The following is a 21,293-nucleotide window of genomic DNA, read 5'->3' as shown; positions in this document are numbered from 1 at the left end:
CCTGATACATAGCAGCGAGAAAGATATCGATTTTTTGATCAGCACAATTGGGTCTCGAGAAGCAGTTTTTTTCAAACACTATTTTGGCAACAGCGTTGGTGCCTTTGTATTTTTTTATGGCTTAGCAACATCACCCAAATTGCGTATAAGGTAATCATCTAAAAGTATTTATCTTTAGTTACGTATAACAAAAGACTCCTCGTTATGAAAAGATTCCCCGTTATGAAAGCACCCGTACTTTTATTACTCCTGTTATGCGGAGTGTGTTACTGCGCCCCGGGTCAAACACCGCTGGTGCTCAAGGGCGGCACCATCATCGATGTAACAGACTATGGTAATTCGAAAAAAGACATTACCGATGCCGTAGTGATCATCGAAGGGAATACCATAAAAGCAGCGGGAAGCGCCTCATCGATCAAAGTACCCAAAGAAGCCCGGATACTTGACGTTACCGGCAAGTACATTGTACCAGGGTTGATCGATTGTTTCGGCATCATCAACAACCAGGCATACGCCAACGCTTATTTATACCTGGGCGTAACCACCGTAGTACTGACCGAAGACGGCCGCCGTGGGCCGGCCGACTGGTCTGCCAATCCCTCGCCGGCCAAAATAAAGCTTGATAGCTTTTGGGGAGCCCGATCCAGGCGAGTCAATGTGGGCACGGCGGAGAATGCGGGCTTCGAGTTGCTCGAATCGTGGAGCAAGGAAACGATCAACCACCGCATCGACTCGCTGGCAAAAAACGGCGTGAAGGTTTTGCTGGTCCACTATGCTGTTGCGCCCGGGCAACTGCCGACCATCGTGGAAGCCTGCAAGCGAAATAACATCGCCACCATGGGCGAGCTCGGGTTGTCATCGTACCACGAAGCCGTGGCAGCAGGTGTACAGTCGTTCATACACGTGTCTCGTTACTCGGCTGATGTGTTGCCCGATTCGGCACGCAAGGCCTACGCCACATCACCGTTTGGTCCGCCGGGGCAGTATTATTACCAATATATCGCGGGCAATCCCAACCTGCTGTCCGAAAAGAAATTTCTCGAGTTGAGCCAGCTCTACCACGATCATGCCGTGGGCCTTATTCCTACAGCCGGCATGTTACTCTATCCGGAAATGGACTTTGCCGTCAATCCCTGGCTGGAGCCCATCGCGGCCATCATCGATGAAAAAGATGTCACCTTCGAACCTTTGGATAAAGCTACGGGCAAACCGAAAAATCCATCACCCAACCGGCAGCGTGCCGTACCTGCCATGGTACGCATCGACCAGGCGTTTGTAAAAAACGGGGCTCATTATCTCACCGGTTCGGGCACGGATGCTTTCGGCACATTGCCCGGCATTTCGCTGCATAACGAACTGTCGATGCTGTCTCACTACGGCCTTACCAACCGCCAGGTACTGGCCGCCGCTACACACAATTTTTCGCTGTTGTGGAACTGGACATCCTTTGGCAAAGTGGAGCGAGGCCGGGAAGCCGACATACTGGTGCTCGACCACAATCCATTGGAGTCCATCAAACACCTGAAAGCCATTCACACCTTGATTGTCGATGGGGTTGTTATTGACCGGGATAATTTGTTGACGAAAAAATAAGCGGGCCTGCGACATCACTACCGCAAGCACAATACTTAGCTAAATATATACCCGTGACCCACGCAGCAGCGTTCTGCCATTGATGATTCATTGTGATTCTCTCCACTTGTCGTTCGGATTAAGTGTCCGAGAGCACTAGCGTTTACGTCTAGCTATAAGGCATGGCGACACATCGAAAATATAAACTTCATCAACAACCAAAGTACCACCATGATTTATAGCTTGTGTCGCATGCTTGCCTGGAGGCCAACGTTAATTCTTCTGTCTTCCTGTCCTCAGATACTTCGTCAAGAAGATCAATGGTCCTATAACAGGCAACAATAAAGTACCCAGCAACCACGAGAGGCGATCTCTTGAATCAAGAGTCTTCGTCCTTAAAATGATTATCCACGATACCACAAACAATATCGCGATCACAAAAATTAGCACCTGCCAGATCAATAGGCCAATTCCTGGTGTCAATAGTTCCATGATAATAATAAGTATAATTCTTTTTTGGCTTGCCAACAGTTGAGTCATTCAAGGAGTTTCACCCTCAGTTGTCACAGAACCGTACGTGAAATCTCCGTTCATACGGCTCTTCCCGTTTAATTACAAGTTAAGTAATTCATCGTGGATCAACACCTGAGAATCGAGATGATTTGTGTTAAAATGATAAAAGGCGAGCAATAAAAAAACCTCAAAATCATTTAAATTTTGAGGTTTTGTTCGTTTTGTGATCTGGTATGCGGAGAGACAGGGATTCGAACCCTGGATACCCTTTGGGGGTATACACACTTTCCAGGCGTGCTCCTTCAACCACTCGGACACCTCTCCTGGTTGAAACGGGGCACAAAGAAATTAAGAATTTAGGGGCTTTGCAAATTATGCCGTCAATTCTCCGGCCAGCGATAAGCTCACCATGTTTTTGGTACGCGTGGTGCCATATTCTCCCAGCAACAGCATCAGTTTGGCAACAGCTGCCTCGGTTGTCATGTCGGCACCCGAGATAACACCAATCTGCTGCAACTTTTTGCTCGTTTCATAGCGCCCCTGCAACACACGTCCGCCGGGACACTGCGATACATTTACAATGATGATATCGCGCTCGATTGCCTTTTTCAATTCTTCGATCAGCCACGGAAACGTAGGTGCATTACCCGATCCATAAGTCTCCAGCACCACAGCTTTTAATCCATCCGTGTGAAGAATGCCGCGTACTACCTGCTGACTGATACCGGGAAACAATTTGATGATAGAGATGTTACTATCAAAACGTGTACGTAAGGTTAACGGGCCATTGCCGTGGCGCCTGCCAATAGCCGAAAAGTTATAGTCGATCTTTACACCGGCTTTGGCTAGTGGCGGATAGTTACCCGAGTCGAAGGCATCGAAGCGAAGGCTCTCTACTTTCTTCGAGCGATTGCCGCGCAGCAGTTCATAGTCAAAATAAATGCATACTTCCGGCACCAATGCTTCTCCGTCTTTGCGGGCGGAAGCTATATCCAATGCGGTAATCAAATTTTCGCGTGCATCAGAACGCGGTTCGCTGATGGGCAATTGTGCTCCGGTAAAGATCACCGGTTTGTTTAATCCTTCCAGCATAAAGCTCAATGCCGAAGCGGTATACGCCATAGTATCCGTGCCATGCAATACCACAAAACCATCGTTGTCATGATAGTGGTCGTGAATGATCTTGCCAATGAGTTTCCAATGTTCGGTATCGATATTGGATGAATCGATCGGTGTTTCGAAAGAGTATACTGTAATTTCCAGCAACAGGTTTTTAAGCGATGGCAAATGCTCCAGTATGGAAGCAAAATCAAACGGAATCAGTACGCCATCTTTGTCGTACGTCATGCCGAATGTGCCACCGGTATAGATGATGAGAATGCGCGACCGGGGTTTTCCGGGCAACGCAGCGTTGATACTTATTTTTTTCAGATCCATAGGTTTGGTTGTAGTCTGGTTGTTGTTTTACTGGTGCGTGGGGTCGAACAGTTTCAGGGCGTTCGCTGTTGTGGTGCGCTGCACTTCTTCTATCGCTATATTTTTCAGGCTGGCCACCTTGGCTGCCACGAGGGGTATATACGCCGGCTCATTCCGTTTGCCGCGATGTGGTACAGGGGCCAGGTAAGGGCTGTCGGTTTCCAGCACCAGATGTTCGAGAGCAATATCGGGCAGCACTTTGTCGAGCCCCCCGTTCTTGAACGTGGCCACGCCACCAATGCCTATTAAAAATCCAAGCTTGATAATGCGCTGGGCTTGCTCCAGATTGCCGGAGAAGCAGTGAAATATACCTTTCAGTTTGCCATCGGATAGTTGCCCGGTGAGCTCGATGGTTTGATCTATGCTTTCGCGACAGTGTATTACAATAGGAAGATTGTATTGCCTGGCCCATTGCACCTGTATGGTAAATGCTTCTTTCTGTTGCTCCCAGAATGTTTTATCCCAATACAGGTCGGTGCCAATCTCACCTATGGCTGCGAACTTCCGTTTGGAAAGCCACTCCTCCACCAGGTATAGCTCCCGTTGAAAATCTTTCTTTACATAACACGGATGAAGGCCCATCATGGCCATGCACGTTCCCTGCGAGCGGCTTTCCAGCTCCAGCATGTTGTCGATAGAGGTGTGATCGACATTAGGCATATAGATCTTGCGCACACCCTGTGCTTCACAACGCGCCAGCATATCGGCACGATCGGCAGCAAATTCTTCCAGGTATATATGAGCGTGCGTATCAATGAAGTATTCCATTCTGCAAACTGTTAGCGTAATCCCTCAACTTCGCTTGAAAGATCGTTCAAAAATAAAAGAATGGAATCATCTAACAGGAATTATTCGCCTGTAGAAAGAAAGTTTCTCCCGGAAATATATAGCATAAGAACTCCGGCTCCCGCAAGTGGTTCAGGAACCGGAATTTGCAAGGCTCAAGCCCTGCGCTGACCAACCACCAGGATGAGCACACCTGCAACGATGAGAACACCACCGGTAACAGGCGACCAATACACTGGTGTTTTTTCTTCCTTGTTAACTTCCAGCGGACCAACGTCTACCACTTTCTTTTTTGTGATGATATTGAACCCGGTAAAAACTGTCATGATAATACCCAGGGCCAGTACTACTATTCCAAGTGTTTTCATAGAATATAATTTTAAAAATCCGGCAGTGAATGTGTCTGCCGCCAGGTATGTAATGACAAAAAGATGGCCTGCGTTGTTGAGGTTGTTTCGATTACTTTGTCATGAGTACATGACTCAGGCCGAGGTGATTATTCTACAATTAAATATTCACATGGTATACATCGCGTTCGTTTCGCGGGATGTTCTGTACCCAGAAACCTCCAGGCTGCGGTATCTCCTCTATCAGGTCGAACTGCTTGCAGGACTTCGGCAATGCCGAAAACACTAGCAGGAAATTATAGGTAGCGTTGTCCGGAATGAGTGTCCACATCGGGGCAAGTGATATATTCTCAGTATGCACCAGTTCAGATTTGGAGCCCGAGAAACGATCGACCAGATAAGTGGTTCGCCACACCCGGATCAGCATATCCCTGGATGTGTTTTCAAAGTAGCAGTGCACGTAAACAAACGAGTCTTCCAGAAATTCAGGAGCAATAGACGATAGCACTTCGGTGCCAACGTGCGGTTTGGTCTCTCCCGGAAGCACTTTGGGCGTTGCCTTCAATACAGGTATCAGCGGTATCGATTTGATCATAGTACGCACATTCAGGATGCCGTAAAACCACGGACCCAAATTAAGCTTCCTCAAAGAAAATAAATCTTCTTAATTTCAACGAAGAAGGTCAGTCGGTCTTTTCTCCTTCACCACCTTTTCTCTGTCTTTATGGTTATCAGACAAGTGTGCAGGCTTCAAAATGCGGTAGCAATATTCCCGATAATGTATAAATTGGGGCGCATTAACGAAGCGGGTATAGCATGAACAAATTAGTAATCGGGAGTTTTAAAGAGTTTGAGCAGTACGTTGGTAAAGAACTTGGCACTTCAGAATACCTTCAGATCACGCAGGAACAAATCAATAAATTTGCCGATGCCACACTGGATCATCAGTGGATTCATACAGATCCGACACGCGCAGCGGTAGAAAGTCCTTTCAAAAAAACCATTGCCCATGGCTACCTGGCATTGTCGGTAATACCGTATCTCTGGGAGCAGATCGCAGAAATAAACAACATCAAGATGCTGATTAACTACGGCATCGAAAAACTAAAATTCAACCAGCCGGTTCTGGTCGATGACGAAGTGCGACTGAAAGTGACACTTGAATCACTGGTTGATCTTCGCGGTGTAACCAAAGCTCAACTGCTGGCAGAACTGGAAATCAAGAACAACAAGAAGCCAGCATTTACCGCCACCATCATATTTCTATATCACTTTAAATAAACGGGCAACTCTTTCTACCCTGGCGCATGTATATTACCTATATCATTATCGGTATCACTGTCGTGATCAGCTTTCTGGGCTATAGTAACCAGAGCATGATGCAAAACCTGATCATGAATCCTTACATGATCAACCGCAAACAGCAGTACTACCGGTTTATTACCTCCGGTTTTATTCATGCTGACCACATGCACCTTTTCTTCAATATGTTCTCCCTGTATTTTTTTGGCAGAACCATGGAGTATATTTTCAACATGCTGTTCGGAGCATCGGGAGGTTATTATTTTTTAGCGCTCTATTTACTCGGCATTATCGTTTCTGACATACCCAGCTATCTAAAACATCGAAACCACCCACAGTACAACGCACTGGGAGCTTCCGGCGGTGTGGCCTCTGTTATATTTGCATCTATACTATTTTTGCCTCTGCAAAAAATCTATATATATTTTGTACCAATTCCCGGAGTAATTGCCGGTGTGGGCTACATTCTCTTCTCCTGGTACCAGGGCCGTAAGGCAAACGACAACATTAATCATGATGCGCATTTGTACGGAGCCTTGTTCGGCCTGTTCTTCTGCGTGATAATATACCCTGAAGTTCTGCCGAACTTCATTGAGCAAATACAGAACTGGCAGGAGTATCGGTAATTATTATTATTCCTCCACAGCTGCTTCCAATACTTCATGCCGCTGCTGCTGAATAAAATTCATTTCACGCTGCACGGAGCGATAGGCAATGCGCGTTTCGAGAATAAAGAGAATCGTGCTATAAAATAATGCACCTATACCACCCATTCCGAGCACGGCCGGTATCCAGATGTAGTTGATGTGCGTAAGCTCAATGACACCGATCGACATACTGGTAGCAACAAAAATAGCCAATGCAAAACATATTGAACTGATCGCGCGCTGCAGCAGCCACGCTCTGCTGGTTGACGACACAATTTGCTGCATCAATAATTCCTTACGTTCATGAGTATATGTATTCATCAACTTTGAATTCGTCAGAATATCTGAAACCGCGCGAGCGCGGTCGATGGCACGGTTCAAGCGCTGCGACGTTGTAAGCAGTAGCGACCCCGATGCCAGAATCAGCACCGCAGGTGTAATCATCGCCGAAAGCACTGTAAGTACAGCGGATAGTTCACGCATAGTGTTGTCTTTAAAAATAACCTAAACAATATCTGTCAATGGTTCAACAACCATCCGGCAAAAGGTACTAAAAATGTACGCCTGCCCGGCGCCATCTTTCTACAAAATCCATTAACGGAGGATTTAAATCGTTGTCGTTAATTTATAGCTTGTATTACACAAAATTTGGCCCCACTATATCCGGGTAACTGTTATCTTTCGGCATCCGTATAACACCCGCTTTATCACACGTTGATTTGATGCCTGGATGAATAATCTTTCTGCCAAACACTTCTTTACCGGTTTAATGTTTTCCATGCTCTGGGCATCCGCATCGGTGGCGGGAAAATTTGGAATCAGGTCTGCTGAACCGCTTGTATTCTTTGCCATCCGCTTTCTGCTGGCGGGGGGTATATTACTTGCATTTACATACACGGTACAAAAAAGTCGTTTGCCGGTCGGTAAAGAATGGCGTCATGTTACCATTTTCGGGCTGTTCAATACCACCTGTTACCTCGGCTTCTTTGTGGTAGCGCTGCAATATGTAACTCCGGGCATTACTACACTGGCCATTGCATTAAATCCGTTGTTCATCAGCATAATGTCAGCCGTTTGGATGAAGCGCCGTATACGGCTGCAGGAGTGGCTTAGCATTGCATTGGGTATAACCGGTGTAGCGGTAGCCGCATATCCACTGCTGCAAACGAGTTATGCCGCACCGGGCGGGTTGCTGTTATTAGCCATCAGCATGATCACATACTCGTTTGGTTCAGTATACTATGCGGCTATACCATGGCAGTTGCCGCGCACTACCATCAATGCCTGGCAGGTATTTATAGGGGGTATATTATTATTGCCACTGGCCTTTATTATGCACACGAAGCCTAATCACTTTGATCTGCGTTTCTGGCTCTCGTTAGCGTGGCTTATCTTTCCGGTATCCATTGCTGCAGTTCAATTATGGTTGCGACTGCTTAAATCGGATGCCGTGCGCGCTTCCCTGTGGCTGTACCTCTGCCCTATATTTGGATTTTTATATTCCACTATACTGCTAGGTGAACCATTCACACTTTACACGGTTGCCGGCACCGCATTGGTAATGATCGCACTATACATAGGCCAGCGCAAAGCGTCCGGATAAACACTCCCGGCGCGGTGCTATAAGTTCGAATCGCTTACCAGTACCTTGTCTTCCGGTGTTATTTCTACAAGTGAAAAGCGCTGTATTTTTGTAATCTCCATCTCATCCAGTATATCTACCAGGTTTTTGTATCGCGATTTTTCAGAAGGTTTGATGAGAAGATACAGGCCGTTGATCTCTGTTTTCTTTTGCAGGAGCATTGCGCGAATGCCTTTCGCTGAAAAATCAGTTACATGCACCTGCGGGTTCACGATACCGTGATACCAGTATATTTTGTCTTTCTCACCCAGGATCAGCGTTACTACCCGATCAGCTTTTACCGTTGGCAGCGGCAATGAGGCCTCTGCTTTCTCAGGCACCGTAACTCTCATGATGTAAGCGTCTTTGATAAGCTGGTTTGTGAGTATAAAAAATGTAAGCAGTAAAAATGCAAGATCGACCATGGGCGTCATATCGATGTGCAGAGTAGTCCTCTTTCTGCGAACTTTGCCAGATGAAGCGGCCGGAGCGGAAGCAATTGCTGCCATATAGTATAAGGATTTAGTTACCCTTATAATACAGCCCCTGGACAATAGTCACAGTATAGCGAAAAGTTTAAGATTTAATGCTAATCCCGAAAGTAAGGTATCGGGCTAAGATGCTGGCGTTGTCGGTATCTGGTTTTGTATCCACAACCGGAAGGTAGTGCCTTCATTCAGTTGACTATCAGCTTCAATTTTTCCTCCCAACGCATTTACCTGTGTGCGCACAAGGTATAATCCCATACCTTTTCCTTCTACGTGCAAATGAAAACGACTGTAGAGTGTAAACAACTTATCCTTATACAACGACAGATCCATACCAAGTCCGTTATCGCGCACCGTCATGTATATATATTCACCAACCGTTTCTGACCGTATCTCGATCACCGGATTTCTCCGCGGATGGCGATACTTGATGGCGTTACTAATCAGATTTATCAATATACTATGCATATAGGGCTTGATGGTATATATCACCTCAACACCTGAAAAATCTTCCAGTATAACCGCGTTCGATTCCTGTATCTCCTTCTCCAGGCTGATACGGATCATTTGCAGCTCTTCTTTCAGATTTACCGGAACAATAACAGCTGTTGTGTTTTTGCGCACTTCCAATACCGTGTTAAGGTCTTTTACCACACGATCAAGCTCGCGCGTAGTGTAGACAATCTTGTCGAGTATCTGCTCACGTTCGTCCGGGTTATTGCGCGTTATCTCCAGTACATAGCCTAAACCCAGAATACGCGCTACTGGCGCACGTAAGTTATGAGCCGATATATAGGCAAATTGTTCCAGCTGCTGATTGTATTCCTCCAGATCGCGGGTACGCTCTTCTACTTCAGCTTCGAGCGTAGCATTGCGCGAGCGTATCTGGTAGTTTTGCTGCTCAATGGTCAATCGTGCTTCTTCAAGCTCTTCGTTTTGTGCAGTAACCAGGTCTCGCTGCGCCGATATTTCTTCCTGGCTTTGACGAAGTTCCTCATTTTGATGGGCCAGTTCATGCGTGCGCTCGGTCACCAGTTTCTGCAGCAGTTCATTCCGCTCCGTAATATTTCGCACACGCAGCTTGTACGCTCCTATGGCTATTCCCACGATAATAACCACTGCTATAAAACGGAACCACCATGTTTTCCACCAGGGAGGAAGTATTTGAATAATCAGATATGTGCCTTCTTCATTCCACAAGCCATCGTTGTTGCTGGCCTTTACACGGAAAATATAGTAGCCTGGGTCGAGGTTTGTATATGTTACCGAGCGCTGCGAGCCTACATAGTTCCAGTCCTTATCAAAGCCTTCCAGTTTATAGGCATATTGATTTTTTTCGGTAGCAGTATAGTTGAGTGCTACATATTGTATAGAGAAGAAGTTATAGTGATACGGAAGCGTTACCTCTTGTGTCTCGATGATATTTTTACTGAGAATACCATGTTCATCGCCTATACTCACAGACTTATTGAATAGCTTCAGATCAGTAATAAATACCGGCGGAACATTGGGATTATCTTTGATACTGTCTGGATAAAAAACATTTATACCCTTGCCACCAAAAAAGAATTGACCATCGGCATTGCGCAAACATACATTTGGATTGAATTCGTTGCTAAGCAAACCATCGCTTACATCGTAGTTGCGAAACGCCCCGGTCTCCGGATTGAAACGCGCTATACCACCCGAGGTGCTCAACCACAAATTGCCATTCTTATCCTCCAATATACCAGCGACACAGCTGCTGGGTAGTCCATCCAGAGTGGTATAGCGCTTTTTAAACTTCTGATCAATCAATAAATGAAGACCGTTCGTTGTCGCTACCCAAAGTCGTTTCTTGCTATCTTCCAGTATACATTGCACAACACCTGTAACCGCTATTGAATCTGGATTTGATGATGCATCGAATCGTTTTAGCTGTTTACCGGCAGGATCATACACAGTAAGCTCTTCGATAGTGCCCACCCATATATTATGCCTGCTGTCTTGAGTCACTACACGGATATAATTATTGAACTTGAATTTCTTTTCCAGCACATGTTCAAATATACCTTTCTTTCGATCGGTCAATATGTTCATACCTCCGTACGTTCCTACCAGAAGTTGCCCCGTGCTTTTATCTTCCCCTACAGTAAATACATTAGGATTAGAGAGGCTGGTTGCAATTTTCGCATCCGGATGATACTGTTTAAATGTACCCGATGTTTCATTATAGCGGCACAATCCTCTTTCCCAGGTTCCAAACCAAAGCTCGTGCTTACTGTCTTCATAAATCGAAAGCACAGGGCTGGCATGCGTACCATTCCTGCTTTCTGCAGGATTAAAATATCTTACGCGATCGCCTTGCTTCATGATTAGCCCTCCTTCGGTTCCTACCCAGAATCTTTTCCTGGAATCCTGCCAGATAGCATTCACGATATCATTCTCAAGCGGTATATTCAACTCCAGGAATTTCTCCTTGAGTCTGTCAATTATACATAGCCCTTTTGAATAGGTACCGATCCAGATGCGCCCCTCCCGATCTTTATAAATTGCCCATATTGAATTATCAGAAACAGAAGACGGATCGTTCTTGTCAAAACGAAACTGCGCGCACTGCTCCGTGCGTATATCAAGCCTGTTCAGGCCACCATTCTCTGTACCGATCCAAATAAAATCGCCGTCAACGCAAACAGAAAGTATGCTGTTAGCAGAAAGTGCAGGTTTACTTTGCGTAGTATAATTGGTAAATATATTGCGGCTAACATCATATTTACTCAACCCGCCACCGGTAGCAACCCATATATTATTATATTGATCTTTCACCGCCCCATGAAACAGATTGCTAACAACACTGTTCGGATTTGATTTATCGGCACGAAACTTATGAAGTATATTTTCATTTCGGTCCCACCGATAAAAACCGTTATCGCGCATACCAATAAAAAATTCGCTATCTGATATTGGCATAATGCAATTCACTGGATTAGCATAAGGAAGTATAGTACTCCTTACCAGACGACCTGTCGCTTTACTATACTGATCAACAAACCCAGCCCCTGATTTTATACCGGCTACCCATACATTCTTTTTGTCCTCCTGCAGTTCATTTATTTCACAGTTAAAAGTATAGCCGCGTATTCTGGTAAAATTGTCGCGGTCGCGATTATATACATGTAAGCCACCATGGTGTGTTGCCACCCAGATCACTCCACGGCTATCTTCATAAATCCGATTAATGGAATTCTTTAGCAGGCTGGTGGTGTCGCCAATGTGATAACGATATATTTTAAAATCATAGCCATCAAATCGGTTCAGGCCATCATCGGTACCAATCCACAGAAAGCCGCGTGAATCCTGCAATATGCTGGTTACTCTATAGTTGGAAAGCCCGGCAGCGGTTTCAATGCGCGAGAATTTAATCTTCTCAAGCGTAGATTGAGCGTTTAGTATTCCACATGAAAGAAGACTGATGAGATACAGACCGTATTGTATAACTTTCATGGCTGATGCGCTTGCCGGAATATCCCCTGATTACGGCAGACTCGCAAAGATGACGGAATGAATCTATCTCAGCACTACGGTTTATTCTTGATCGCATACTCAATAAAATACGTAATAATGAGTCCGTATTTTCACTTAGAATTCCCATTTCCCGGTATACATCTCATTGATTACCTGCCTGCAACGGGGTGGCTACATGAAATCTGTCATTATTCGTAATGTTTCTCATCTTTCCAGATGGATGCTGGTGGATATTTCAGACCGCGACAGAGAAAGATGCGAACGTTATTCTCGTAGGGCATGCAATACTTACAGGTTGAAACGCCAACCTGCTCGCACGATTCAAAATCATCCACATGGTCTTCCATCCTTCCCCCCAGAATGATAATCACTTCTCCGGTATATTCACGCGGACCCCATATCCAATAATTATTGTGATTACCGATAGATTTCGGTAAACCATATTGCGCACCATAAAAATCGATCGCACCACAGCGGCCATAGTTATTGGAGACAATAGCACATTTTGATTTCTCTGTTTCACTTAGAGAATTATAAACAGCCGCTACATCGCGTGCCTTCTCCTGCCAGCCAAACATATCGGCATAGAACTGTGGCAATTCAGCAAGTTCCTTGTTCTCATTCGAGTCGGGTTCAATCCCCATCTTCCTGGCATACGAAATATACTCTTCTACAGGAAGTAGCGGCATTACAAACGGCACGAGCACTGCTGTTGCAATAACCATCAAGGCAGGATATATGATGCGTAGCCAGCGAACGGAACGCACTGTTAATTTTTGTTCGAAAAATATTCCGGCTGCGGCAAAAAGGCATGCATAACCAGGCGCGAGGTATTCTCCTTTACTGGTCCGGTTGATCACAAGAATAGCAAACGCTGTGAGATACAACCATCCAAAAATACGATAACGCTGCAAAGGTTTATAGAAGAGTAAACTTGCCAACCCGGCAATCCATACAGGAGCGCTCAATGGATTGAGCAACAGAATCTGTTCTTTTACAAACTCGATGCGGCTCCTACCTGAATATTTACCTGCTGATGCATTGTGTATAAATTCCAGGTGAGCATTATCGTGATAAAGGTTCCAGAAGATATAGGGCAAAAAAAGTGCAAGGGCAATAATACCTGCAATATAGGGCCAGCGTGTGCCAAGCCAGTTTCGGTTCGTGAACAGTATGCCTGCAAAAATACCAGCACCGAGAAAAAGCACACTGATCTTGTTCAGCAACCCGATGCCAAGCACTACACCCAGCGTAATCCAGTATTCCGGCTTTGGTGTGTGAATGATCCTGACCAGAAGATACATGGAGAGCGTCCATATTAAAATATCGATGCTGTTCATGGAATATATCCCCGACATTCCCAGGTGGATGAGTGAACATGCCATTCCGAGGCAGGCCAGCACAACCGCGAATGCCTTCCCTCCTATCTCTTTTGTCAATAAACCGGCCAGTACAACGGTACCGGTATGAGCCAATGCCGGCAACATGCGTATCGACACAAGGCTGTCACCAAAAAGGAGGCGCCAGCATTTTAAAAGGAAAATTGAAAAGGGTGGCTGGTCGACATAACCCCAGTCCAGGTGATCGCTGCAAGCTATGTAATAGAGTTCATCCCGAAAGAAGCCATATCCCCCATTAACATTTACTATGAGGTGCAGCAGAAATGTAAATAAGGCACAGGTAATGATAATAATGTTCTCAGTACGAGTTGAGGAAACGTTGTTCATAATTTTTTCAGATTCGGGGTAAAGATGATCCCAACCATGTTCTGTGCTCGAATTTCCTGATAAATGAGGCATTCGACTTTATAAAACAGAACGTTTAAAGACCAGCTGCAGGCCGATTGGTTGCCTGATCGGGTCTTTTTCGTAAAAAAATTTCGGCTACAAACAGGTTCGGCAGCCAACTAAGCCAGGCGAGGATAGCATACGCTTCCGGCTCACTCAAATTATACTTATACGATGTAATAAAAATGTATACCCTCAGGGTGATGGCGGCAAACGTAAGAGCATAGCTACGCCACATCCACGCGCGGTGTGCTTCAATTTGTTTTTTCCGGATGCGATCGAATGCCAGTGCAGTAAACATAAACCACAAACACCCCTGTAGCAGGAAACTGGCAAGCACCCAGGGACCACGGTTTACAAACAAACTCATTACAATACCGCCAGGGGCGGCAAAGAAAAGAATACCCATCACATAGATATACCCCAGGAACCTGTGAAGTTTTGTGAACCTGCGAATGGAGGCCGGATGCAATTGAAAAAATCCAATTACCAGGATGATGCCTCCTATCAATACATGCGAATAATAGGCAGGCAAATACCAGCCTGTAGCAATGGCTTGTTGCTTGAGCTTGAGAAAACTATAGTGAGGGTCAAAGTTACTATAAGAAAGCGCGTTGATAGCCAGTGCAATTCCCAGCATAACAACCAGCATGAATCCGGTGTTTCGCGCCAGCCTGATTATCCGCTCCATTACACAGCTTTGCCTTGTAATCGGGCTATCATCCGGGCCAGGAACTCGAGGTTATGGCGATCTTCCATAGTAAGCATATCCTGCAAGTCTTCTTCCTTGTCATACTGTGGCTTGTACCAGCTATAATATTTGAAGCGATCTGCCGTTTCCGTATCTGCAAATCGATAGCCATAATCTGCGAGTATCTCATTGCGCATGTAGGTGATCGTTGCGAGCGAGAGGAACGAGGCATCCTCTTCACCCTGCTCAGTATAACGTTTGAAATTTCCGGATAAATACGTGCTATCCAGTTTTACAAACTGCGTCTGCGGAAAACTGCGATGCGAAGTATAAGGCGTTGCCGTAACTCCACTGCCCAAACGGAAGTAGGCATATACCGGCATGTTATACTCTACGAAATCGCTTCCCTCCATGTCGTTCTGCTCATATTGTAATTCCAGCAATGCGTCATTCAATCTGCGGAAGTTAATCTTCCCATTGGTATAAATATTACTTACCGCCAGTGTATCCTGCCGGTTGTTCACTAGGGTGAGACGATCGTATGTATAGAACTCTTCACGACCTTCAATATACCGTTCGTTGATGGTGGTGATTACGGCATGTATCTGATCGGTAATACTTTGTAGCAGTGTATTCTTCGTTTCAATATATTCCGTCCAGCCATTGATCGGTACAGCCGTTGTAGATATACCCGTCAGTATCTCATCAAATACACCTGTAGCTACAAGATAAGACGGGGGTATAATGATGCCATAGCCTGCACTCGCTTCATTCGGAATTTCACAAAACGTGTGTGTATCATTTTTCATCACGAGATGGTTGGGCAGGAATTGATATTTGGCAACCCATTGTTCTGCCGATGCAGACGGGAAACCTTCGTGATACTGATATTGGCGATCTACCCATCCATATATGGAATCTTTTTTCACCAAAGCAAAAGCGTTATCGGCCGGATAAGGAATGATCATGCTATAGGCCGGTTCTACAATAAGCTGATTGGTTTCAAGATTGAAGTAACCAACCTTTCCTTCCTTTTTTATTTCCACGAGCCCCGGCACAGCAAAGCCAATCGTGCCTATCAAATCGTATTCAACGGGTATTACAATAGCACCTTGTTCATTGGTCAGCCCCATGGTATATTCACCCGAACCTTTGCTTGCCACGCGATCCGAGAGATCCCTATTCCATTTTCCTTTTACAACGTAGAAGTAATTCCTGCCATCGTAATTCGCATACCAGACCACAGAATCAAATTGCTGTTGCAGCGCCTTAGCCCGGGCGTAGATCGGCTCACGCTTCTTTATTTCCTGAATGCGCTCAACACTCCACTGCAAAACGCTTTTAATCTCCGAGAACGCGGTATAAAACTCCTCGCCATCGAGTTTGCTGATGACAAAAGTCTTTTTCCTAGGCTTCAGCCAGAAGGTTAACGTAGCATCTTTCTTATAATCACCTTCAATGTTTTGTGAAGCCAGATGTACAGGCACCGAAAGACGTATACCGGTTTCTTCTTTGGAGATCGTGGCCGCAGTAAAGTCCGCAGTACATGCAATGAATTCATGTTCCTTATTTTGCAATATGCGAATGGCTGATAAAATAGATTCTTTCGATTGCCGTGCATCGAAATAGCCTAGGATCGCTTCATCAGACTGGCTCAAACTGTTTTGAAAGTTGGTCATGAATGCAGCGATATCCTGATCAGGCTCTTCTTTCTTCAGAATGCTGCAAGCAGCAACGATCAATAACAGGCACAGCGAAATTTTGACGAGGGGCTTGTGGATTAACATGGCGCAGAGGTTAGTGCTGCCCAAGATACAAAACTGGCGAGGAAGATAAAAAACACAAACCGCGGCCTGTTCTCACAAGCCGCGGCAGATGTTATGTTTTTAAGAAGTACCGGTCAAAGAAAATTTATCGGCGCACAACTATCTTTTCATAAAAGACTTTTCTATTCACATTTACCTGCACAACATAAAATCCTTCGGGAAGTCCTGATAAATTAAGTGTCGTTGCCTCATCACGATACTCCGGTGTAATTGACACTATATGGCCCCGATTATCAAACAGAGAAACTGAAGTAGGTTCCACCCCGCGCAGATCTAGATAAACAATGTTATTGGTTGGGTTCGGATATAGTGTCAGTGCTACATCTTCAGACTCATTATTTACATAACATACTTCTGAGTAATCTGATTTTCCATCCAGATCCACCTGCTTCAAGCGATAATATGCTTTACCGGAATACGGAGTTTTATCTTCAAAGAAATAACTTTTGGATGCTACACTGTTTCCGGCAGCTTCACGTGTACCAACAGATTGAAAACTTAATCCATCTTTTGATCTCTCAATAGAAAAATAATCGGAGTTCTGCTCGCTCGCTGTGACCCAGTGTAATTGAACAGTGCCTGATTCTGTTTTGCTACAGCCAAACGAAGCGAATTTTACAGGGAGCGGATTTATTCCAGAGCTTGACCCTAATGTAAAGGGGCTAAAGCTGGTTACAGCCGCACCCGATACTATTGTACCCGTCGATGCACTGCCAGTAGTTCCTCCATTCCCTTCACTTACCCATGCACTGCCGTTCCAGTGAGCCACAACCAACGTAGAGGGATCTACTATATACGTTCCAGTACAATCAGCAGTATTCCAACTTAATGTAATTGATACGTTGGAAGTACCTACGCTTCTATCCAATATCCAATACTCGCAGGAGCTTACAGTATAAAGAGGGACTGAATAGGTACTCGCATCACCATAAGTTTGTGCGGCATCAAAATATTGCGCTGTAAAGGCATCTGTACCACCGCTTGGTGCAGAGATCGCTATCGTGCGGTAAATAGAATTGTCGCCGGTTGGAAAAGTAAATGCTGTATTACCTGTTTTACGAACCGGCCCGTCTATATAGCAGGAACTACTACCGCCGGTATAAGAGCTTCCTGCAGCAAAGTTCAAGTATGCAGATGCTGATGTGTTAATAACGCCTGTTGTCAATGTAGCAGAGCTTCCTATTGTCACAGGAGAACTTAATGTGACTGTATTGCTGCTGGAAGTTTTATTTACAACCAGCTGCTTAATAATAGGAATGGAAGACGGGGAGCTAATGGTTTGATTAGCGCTTCCGGAAAGCTGGACTGAACCTGTATTGGCAGCAAATGTCAGCGCTGCTGCACTATTGATTGTAATGTCGCCGTAAAAATAGTTTGTTCCACTGTAAGCTGGTTGTAAAGCCCCGGTTGATGATTGAGTAAATGTAACGGATTGATTAAAAGTATCTCCTGATGATCCCGCCAAACGAAATACAGCCGAGCCACTGTTCACAATCGTTGCTATACCATTGAACGTATTTCCGCCATTTGATCCATTTAAAGTAGCCCCGCTCTTTTCAATATAAGCAGTTCCATTATACGTACCACCATTAAGATATACTTGCGGTGATACAAAGTTTACATTACCGTTAAACACAACGGTGGGCCCTATTGAAAGGGAGCCTGTGCCTGTAAACGCAAGAGATTGTGACGTTGCGCCAGTTTGCGTAAATCTTTGCAAAAGCAGTGTACCACTGGTAAAACTGCTACTGACTGATATGGTCTTACCGCTGGCTAAGGTTGCAGAACCGCTGGCACTTTCACTGAAATAAATTCCTATTCCGGCAGAAGAGTTAACGTAGATATTGCCATTGAAAGCATTTGCACCAATATAGGCCGCACGAATATAAGAGCTACCGGAATTGGTGAAAGTAACATCGTTATTGTAAGTACTTGCGGCATTGAGTTCCAAAAGTATATCACCACTGCCTGTATCTGTAATGGTAGTGACACCGTTGAATGTATTACCTCCTTTCGTTCTGTAGTTTCCAGTTCCGCTGTTGACGATAGAGGTTGTGCTGTTAAATATATTGTTACCGTTTCCAAGACTCTCAATAGCCCCGGTCTTTTCCAGGTATGCCGTACCATTATAAGTACTGCCGTCTAACAAAACCTGCGGAGCTTTGAATGTCACTGCGCCATTGTAGGTAGACGATACACCTAAATCCAAAATACCCGTTCCTGTAAAAGTCATGGTTTGGGGTGTTGAACCTACCTGGGTGAACCGTTGCAGGGTTAACGTACCAACGGAGAAGCCAGAGCCTCCTACAGAGATTGTTTTCGTATTGGCAAGTGTTGCTGTACCAGTACTTGCGCAAAAAGTAATGCCGATTCCTGCCGTAGAGTTTACTATAATATTACCATTGAAAGCATTGGCTCCGGCATAGGCAGGGTAAATTCTTGACGATCCGGAGTTCGTAAAAGTCACATCTCCATTATAGGTGCTGGCTGTTGTAAGCTCAAGCAATACATCATTCGATCCACTACTGATTATGGTAGTAGTGCCATTGAAGGTATGGCCGCCGTTTGTTCGCAAATAGCCGCTGCCACTGTTTACGATTGTAGCAGTACTGTTAAATGTGCTGCTACCCAATGTAGCAAGATTATCGGTAGCTCCGGTCTTCTCAAGATACGCTGTACCGTTAAAGGTGGCTCCATCCAGGTATAACTGTGGTGATTTAAAGGTCAAAGCACCGTTGAAAGTTGACAAGTTCCCGACATTCAGTATAGCGGTTCCTGTTAATGTGAGAGTCTGCGGAGTAGCCCCGCTTTGGATAAAGCCTCTCAATCGCAGACGGCCGGCGGAAAATCCAATACCTCCTACACTAATTGTTTTACCGGCGGCCAGTGTACAAGTCATTGAAGAGCCTGGGCCATTACCAAATGTTACTCCGGCAGATGCCGTACCATTGGTAGAATTAACGATGATGTTACCATTAAACTGGGTTCCCGTAGCATTGTCTGATAGTGCTACCCAAGCCGAGCCTGTATTAGTTGCTGTTAAATCTCCATTAAAAATATCGGGAGAACTAAATGCTGTCGCAAAATAACCACTTCCGGAATCTACTAAAGTTGTGGTTCCATTAAAGGTGTTTCCACCACTGCCCAGATTTGAGGTTGCTCCTGTTTTTTCGATATAGGTAGTACCATTATACGTACATCCCTGCAAATAGACTTGTGGCGACTTAAATGTAACATTCCCATTAAACGTTGAAGATGGACCGATCGCTAAGATTGCTGTTCCTGTTAAGGTTAATGTTTGGGCTGTACTGCCCAATTGAGTAAATCTATACAACCCTAAATATCCTGTGGTAAATGAAGTGCCTACTGAAATTGTTTTTCCGCTAGCCAGCGACACCGTAGCAGGACTATTACCGCCAAAGGCAACACCATTACCAGCGGTTGAATTCACAAAAACATTATTGTTAATAACATTACCAGCGGCTTTGTCTGCAATAGAGAGATCACTGCTACCCGAGTTGGTCAGGGTTAATACACCATTAAATGTATCAGGTTTGCTATTGGCAGTTTTTAAAGACGCACTGCCTGAATTGACAAGAGTAGTAGTTCCATTGAACACATTACTGCCGTGGCCCAAATTGGTAGAACCGCCTGTTTTTTCTATATAAGTAGTACTATTGTAGGTAGAACCGTTCAAGTATATCTGTGGGGCTTTGAAAGTTACTGCTCCGTTGAATGTAGAAATGGGGGAAGACGGCGCCGCATTTCCAGACCATGCACCTAAATGGAGGGCCGCTGTTCCTGTTAGGGTTAACGTCTGTGCAGTTCCACCAACCACAGTGCCTTGGGTAAAGTTCGCCAGAATTAAAACGCCGCTGGTAAATGTACCAGCTGTAATGGTCTTACCTTCCGCGAGCGTTGCTGTCGGTGTAGAACCGCTACCACCATTACCGAAACTAATATCCCCACCAGAGGAATTCACAATGATGTTGCCATTAAACTGAGTACCAGACACTACATCGGCGATTGGAATACTAGCCCCAGAATTCGAACATGTCAATGTCAGATCTCCATTAAAAATATCATAATAGTTATTGGCACTTTCAAACGTTCCGCTCGTAGCGGTATTTTTCAGTGTTGTGGTTCCATTAAATCTGTTTCCTCCAGTACCATAGTCATTACCAGTACCGGTTTTGGTGAGTGTGGTTGTACCGTTAAAAGTGTTAACGGAGCTGGTCGTTCCATTTAGAAGAACGTTTGCGGCAGAAAGGGTAACTGTGCCGTTAAAGGTTGAACCTCCGCTAAAAGTCAGGCTTCCCGCAGTTCCGCTAATGTTAACCGAAACGGTTGTGCCGCTGAATGTTGCGGCTCCTGTACTGCTCAACACAACAGATGCTGAGGCACCCGTATTATTTATGGTTCCTGACGAAAACGTCAGAGCACTTGAACCTGAAATGGTAAGTGTAAAGCCACTCAGGTCTATATTTGCGGTATATCCGCTAATGGTTAATCCATTGATCGTGGGAGCCATATCAAGAACACAGGTCCCCAATCCGTTAGCATCGAAATTGGCTACATCCGAAGATCCGGGAACGGATGCCCCCCCTGTACCTCCGGAAGTTGCCGACCAGTTAGCCGTGTTGTTCCAATTGGAGGATGACGATGCAATCCAATATCGCGAAGCTGCGAAAGAAAAATGACTTACTCCCAAGAAAATCAATATCAAAGCGGCG

General features: G+C 45.2%; 16 protein-coding genes and 1 tRNA gene. 4 read left to right on the top strand and 13 right to left on the bottom strand.

Going from position 1 to position 21,293, the window contains the following annotated elements:
- Nucleotides 1-204 precede the first annotated feature (204 nt).
- On the top strand, nt 205-1,593 hold the full coding sequence (locus tag V7Q33_RS17725) for an amidohydrolase family protein (RefSeq protein ID WP_333820685.1): 1,389 nt from the start codon (nt 205-207) through the stop codon (nt 1,591-1,593).
- A gap of 252 nt (nt 1,594-1,845) precedes the next feature.
- Here the strand turns inward: V7Q33_RS17725 and V7Q33_RS23430 are convergent, their stop codons facing one another.
- The 6 genes from V7Q33_RS23430 to V7Q33_RS17700 form a co-directional block, all read right to left on the bottom strand.
- Complete coding sequence (locus V7Q33_RS23430; protein ID WP_414693405.1) at nt 1,846-2,064, bottom strand: PLDc N-terminal domain-containing protein; 219 nt, start codon at nt 2,062-2,064, stop codon at nt 1,846-1,848.
- 257 nt (nt 2,065-2,321) lie between these two features.
- Nucleotides 2,322-2,409, bottom strand: a tRNA-Ser gene (locus V7Q33_RS17720).
- A gap of 48 nt (nt 2,410-2,457) precedes the next feature.
- Entirely contained in the window at nt 2,458-3,522 is a 1,065-nt protein-coding gene (locus V7Q33_RS17715) for an asparaginase (RefSeq protein ID WP_333820684.1), read from the bottom strand.
- A 27-nt stretch (nt 3,523-3,549) separates the two neighbouring features.
- Nucleotides 3,550-4,329: a TatD family hydrolase gene (locus tag V7Q33_RS17710; RefSeq protein ID WP_333820683.1), complete on the bottom strand. Its 780-nt coding sequence runs from the start codon at nt 4,327-4,329 to the stop codon at nt 3,550-3,552.
- Nucleotides 4,330-4,502: 173 nt separating this feature from the next.
- On the bottom strand, nt 4,503-4,715 hold the full coding sequence (locus V7Q33_RS17705; protein ID WP_331974379.1) for a hypothetical protein: 213 nt from the start codon (nt 4,713-4,715) through the stop codon (nt 4,503-4,505).
- Nucleotides 4,716-4,854: 139 nt separating this feature from the next.
- Nucleotides 4,855-5,289 (bottom strand): hypothetical protein, encoded by a 435-nt coding sequence (locus V7Q33_RS17700; protein WP_331974377.1) that lies wholly within the window; start codon nt 5,287-5,289, stop codon nt 4,855-4,857.
- A 221-nt stretch (nt 5,290-5,510) separates the two neighbouring features.
- Between V7Q33_RS17700 and V7Q33_RS17695 the strand changes: the two genes are divergently transcribed.
- The gene (locus V7Q33_RS17695) at nt 5,511-5,975 is read left to right on the top strand and encodes a MaoC family dehydratase (RefSeq protein WP_333820682.1); all 465 of its coding nucleotides are present in this window, start codon (nt 5,511-5,513) and stop codon (nt 5,973-5,975) included.
- Nucleotides 5,976-6,001: 26 nt separating this feature from the next.
- The gene (locus tag V7Q33_RS17690; protein ID WP_333820681.1) at nt 6,002-6,622 is read left to right on the top strand and encodes a rhomboid family intramembrane serine protease; all 621 of its coding nucleotides are present in this window, start codon (nt 6,002-6,004) and stop codon (nt 6,620-6,622) included.
- Between the two features lie 6 nt (nt 6,623-6,628).
- On the opposite strand, the gene V7Q33_RS17685 is transcribed toward V7Q33_RS17690, so the two are convergent.
- Nucleotides 6,629-7,126: a DUF2721 domain-containing protein gene (locus tag V7Q33_RS17685; RefSeq protein WP_331974371.1), complete on the bottom strand. Its 498-nt coding sequence runs from the start codon at nt 7,124-7,126 to the stop codon at nt 6,629-6,631.
- A gap of 247 nt (nt 7,127-7,373) precedes the next feature.
- Between V7Q33_RS17685 and V7Q33_RS17680 the strand changes: the two genes are divergently transcribed.
- Complete coding sequence (locus V7Q33_RS17680) at nt 7,374-8,246, top strand: DMT family transporter (protein ID WP_333820680.1); 873 nt, start codon at nt 7,374-7,376, stop codon at nt 8,244-8,246.
- A gap of 17 nt (nt 8,247-8,263) precedes the next feature.
- Here V7Q33_RS17680 and V7Q33_RS17675 read toward each other — a convergent pair whose 3' ends face one another.
- The 6 genes from V7Q33_RS17675 to V7Q33_RS17650 form a co-directional block, all read right to left on the bottom strand.
- Complete coding sequence (locus tag V7Q33_RS17675) at nt 8,264-8,773, bottom strand: ExbD/TolR family protein (RefSeq protein ID WP_333820679.1); 510 nt, start codon at nt 8,771-8,773, stop codon at nt 8,264-8,266.
- Between the two features lie 105 nt (nt 8,774-8,878).
- Nucleotides 8,879-12,235, bottom strand: coding sequence for a two-component regulator propeller domain-containing protein (locus tag V7Q33_RS17670; RefSeq protein WP_333820678.1), 3,357 nt, complete (start codon nt 12,233-12,235; stop codon nt 8,879-8,881).
- A gap of 209 nt (nt 12,236-12,444) precedes the next feature.
- Nucleotides 12,445-13,983: an ArnT family glycosyltransferase gene (locus tag V7Q33_RS17665; protein WP_333820677.1), complete on the bottom strand. Its 1,539-nt coding sequence runs from the start codon at nt 13,981-13,983 to the stop codon at nt 12,445-12,447.
- Nucleotides 13,984-14,077: 94 nt separating this feature from the next.
- Nucleotides 14,078-14,734, bottom strand: a complete 657-nt coding sequence (locus V7Q33_RS17660) for a DUF2306 domain-containing protein (protein WP_331974361.1) — start codon at nt 14,732-14,734, stop codon at nt 14,078-14,080.
- Nucleotides 14,734-16,521: a YARHG domain-containing protein gene (locus tag V7Q33_RS17655; protein WP_331974359.1), complete on the bottom strand. Its 1,788-nt coding sequence runs from the start codon at nt 16,519-16,521 to the stop codon at nt 14,734-14,736. Before V7Q33_RS17655 ends, V7Q33_RS17660 begins: the two co-directional genes overlap by 1 nt.
- Nucleotides 16,522-16,645: 124 nt before the next feature.
- A complete protein-coding gene (locus V7Q33_RS17650; RefSeq protein ID WP_333820676.1) occupies nt 16,646-21,286 on the bottom strand; it encodes a T9SS type A sorting domain-containing protein in 4,641 nt (1,546 codons plus the stop codon).
- Nucleotides 21,287-21,293 lie beyond the last annotated feature (7 nt).

Source organism: Ohtaekwangia sp. (assembly GCF_036786105.1).
Classification (GTDB): Bacteria; Bacteroidota; Bacteroidia; order Cytophagales; family Cyclobacteriaceae; genus Ohtaekwangia.
The sequence above is the reverse complement of the archived record's forward strand: the minus strand, read 5'-3'. Positions and strand labels throughout refer to the sequence as shown.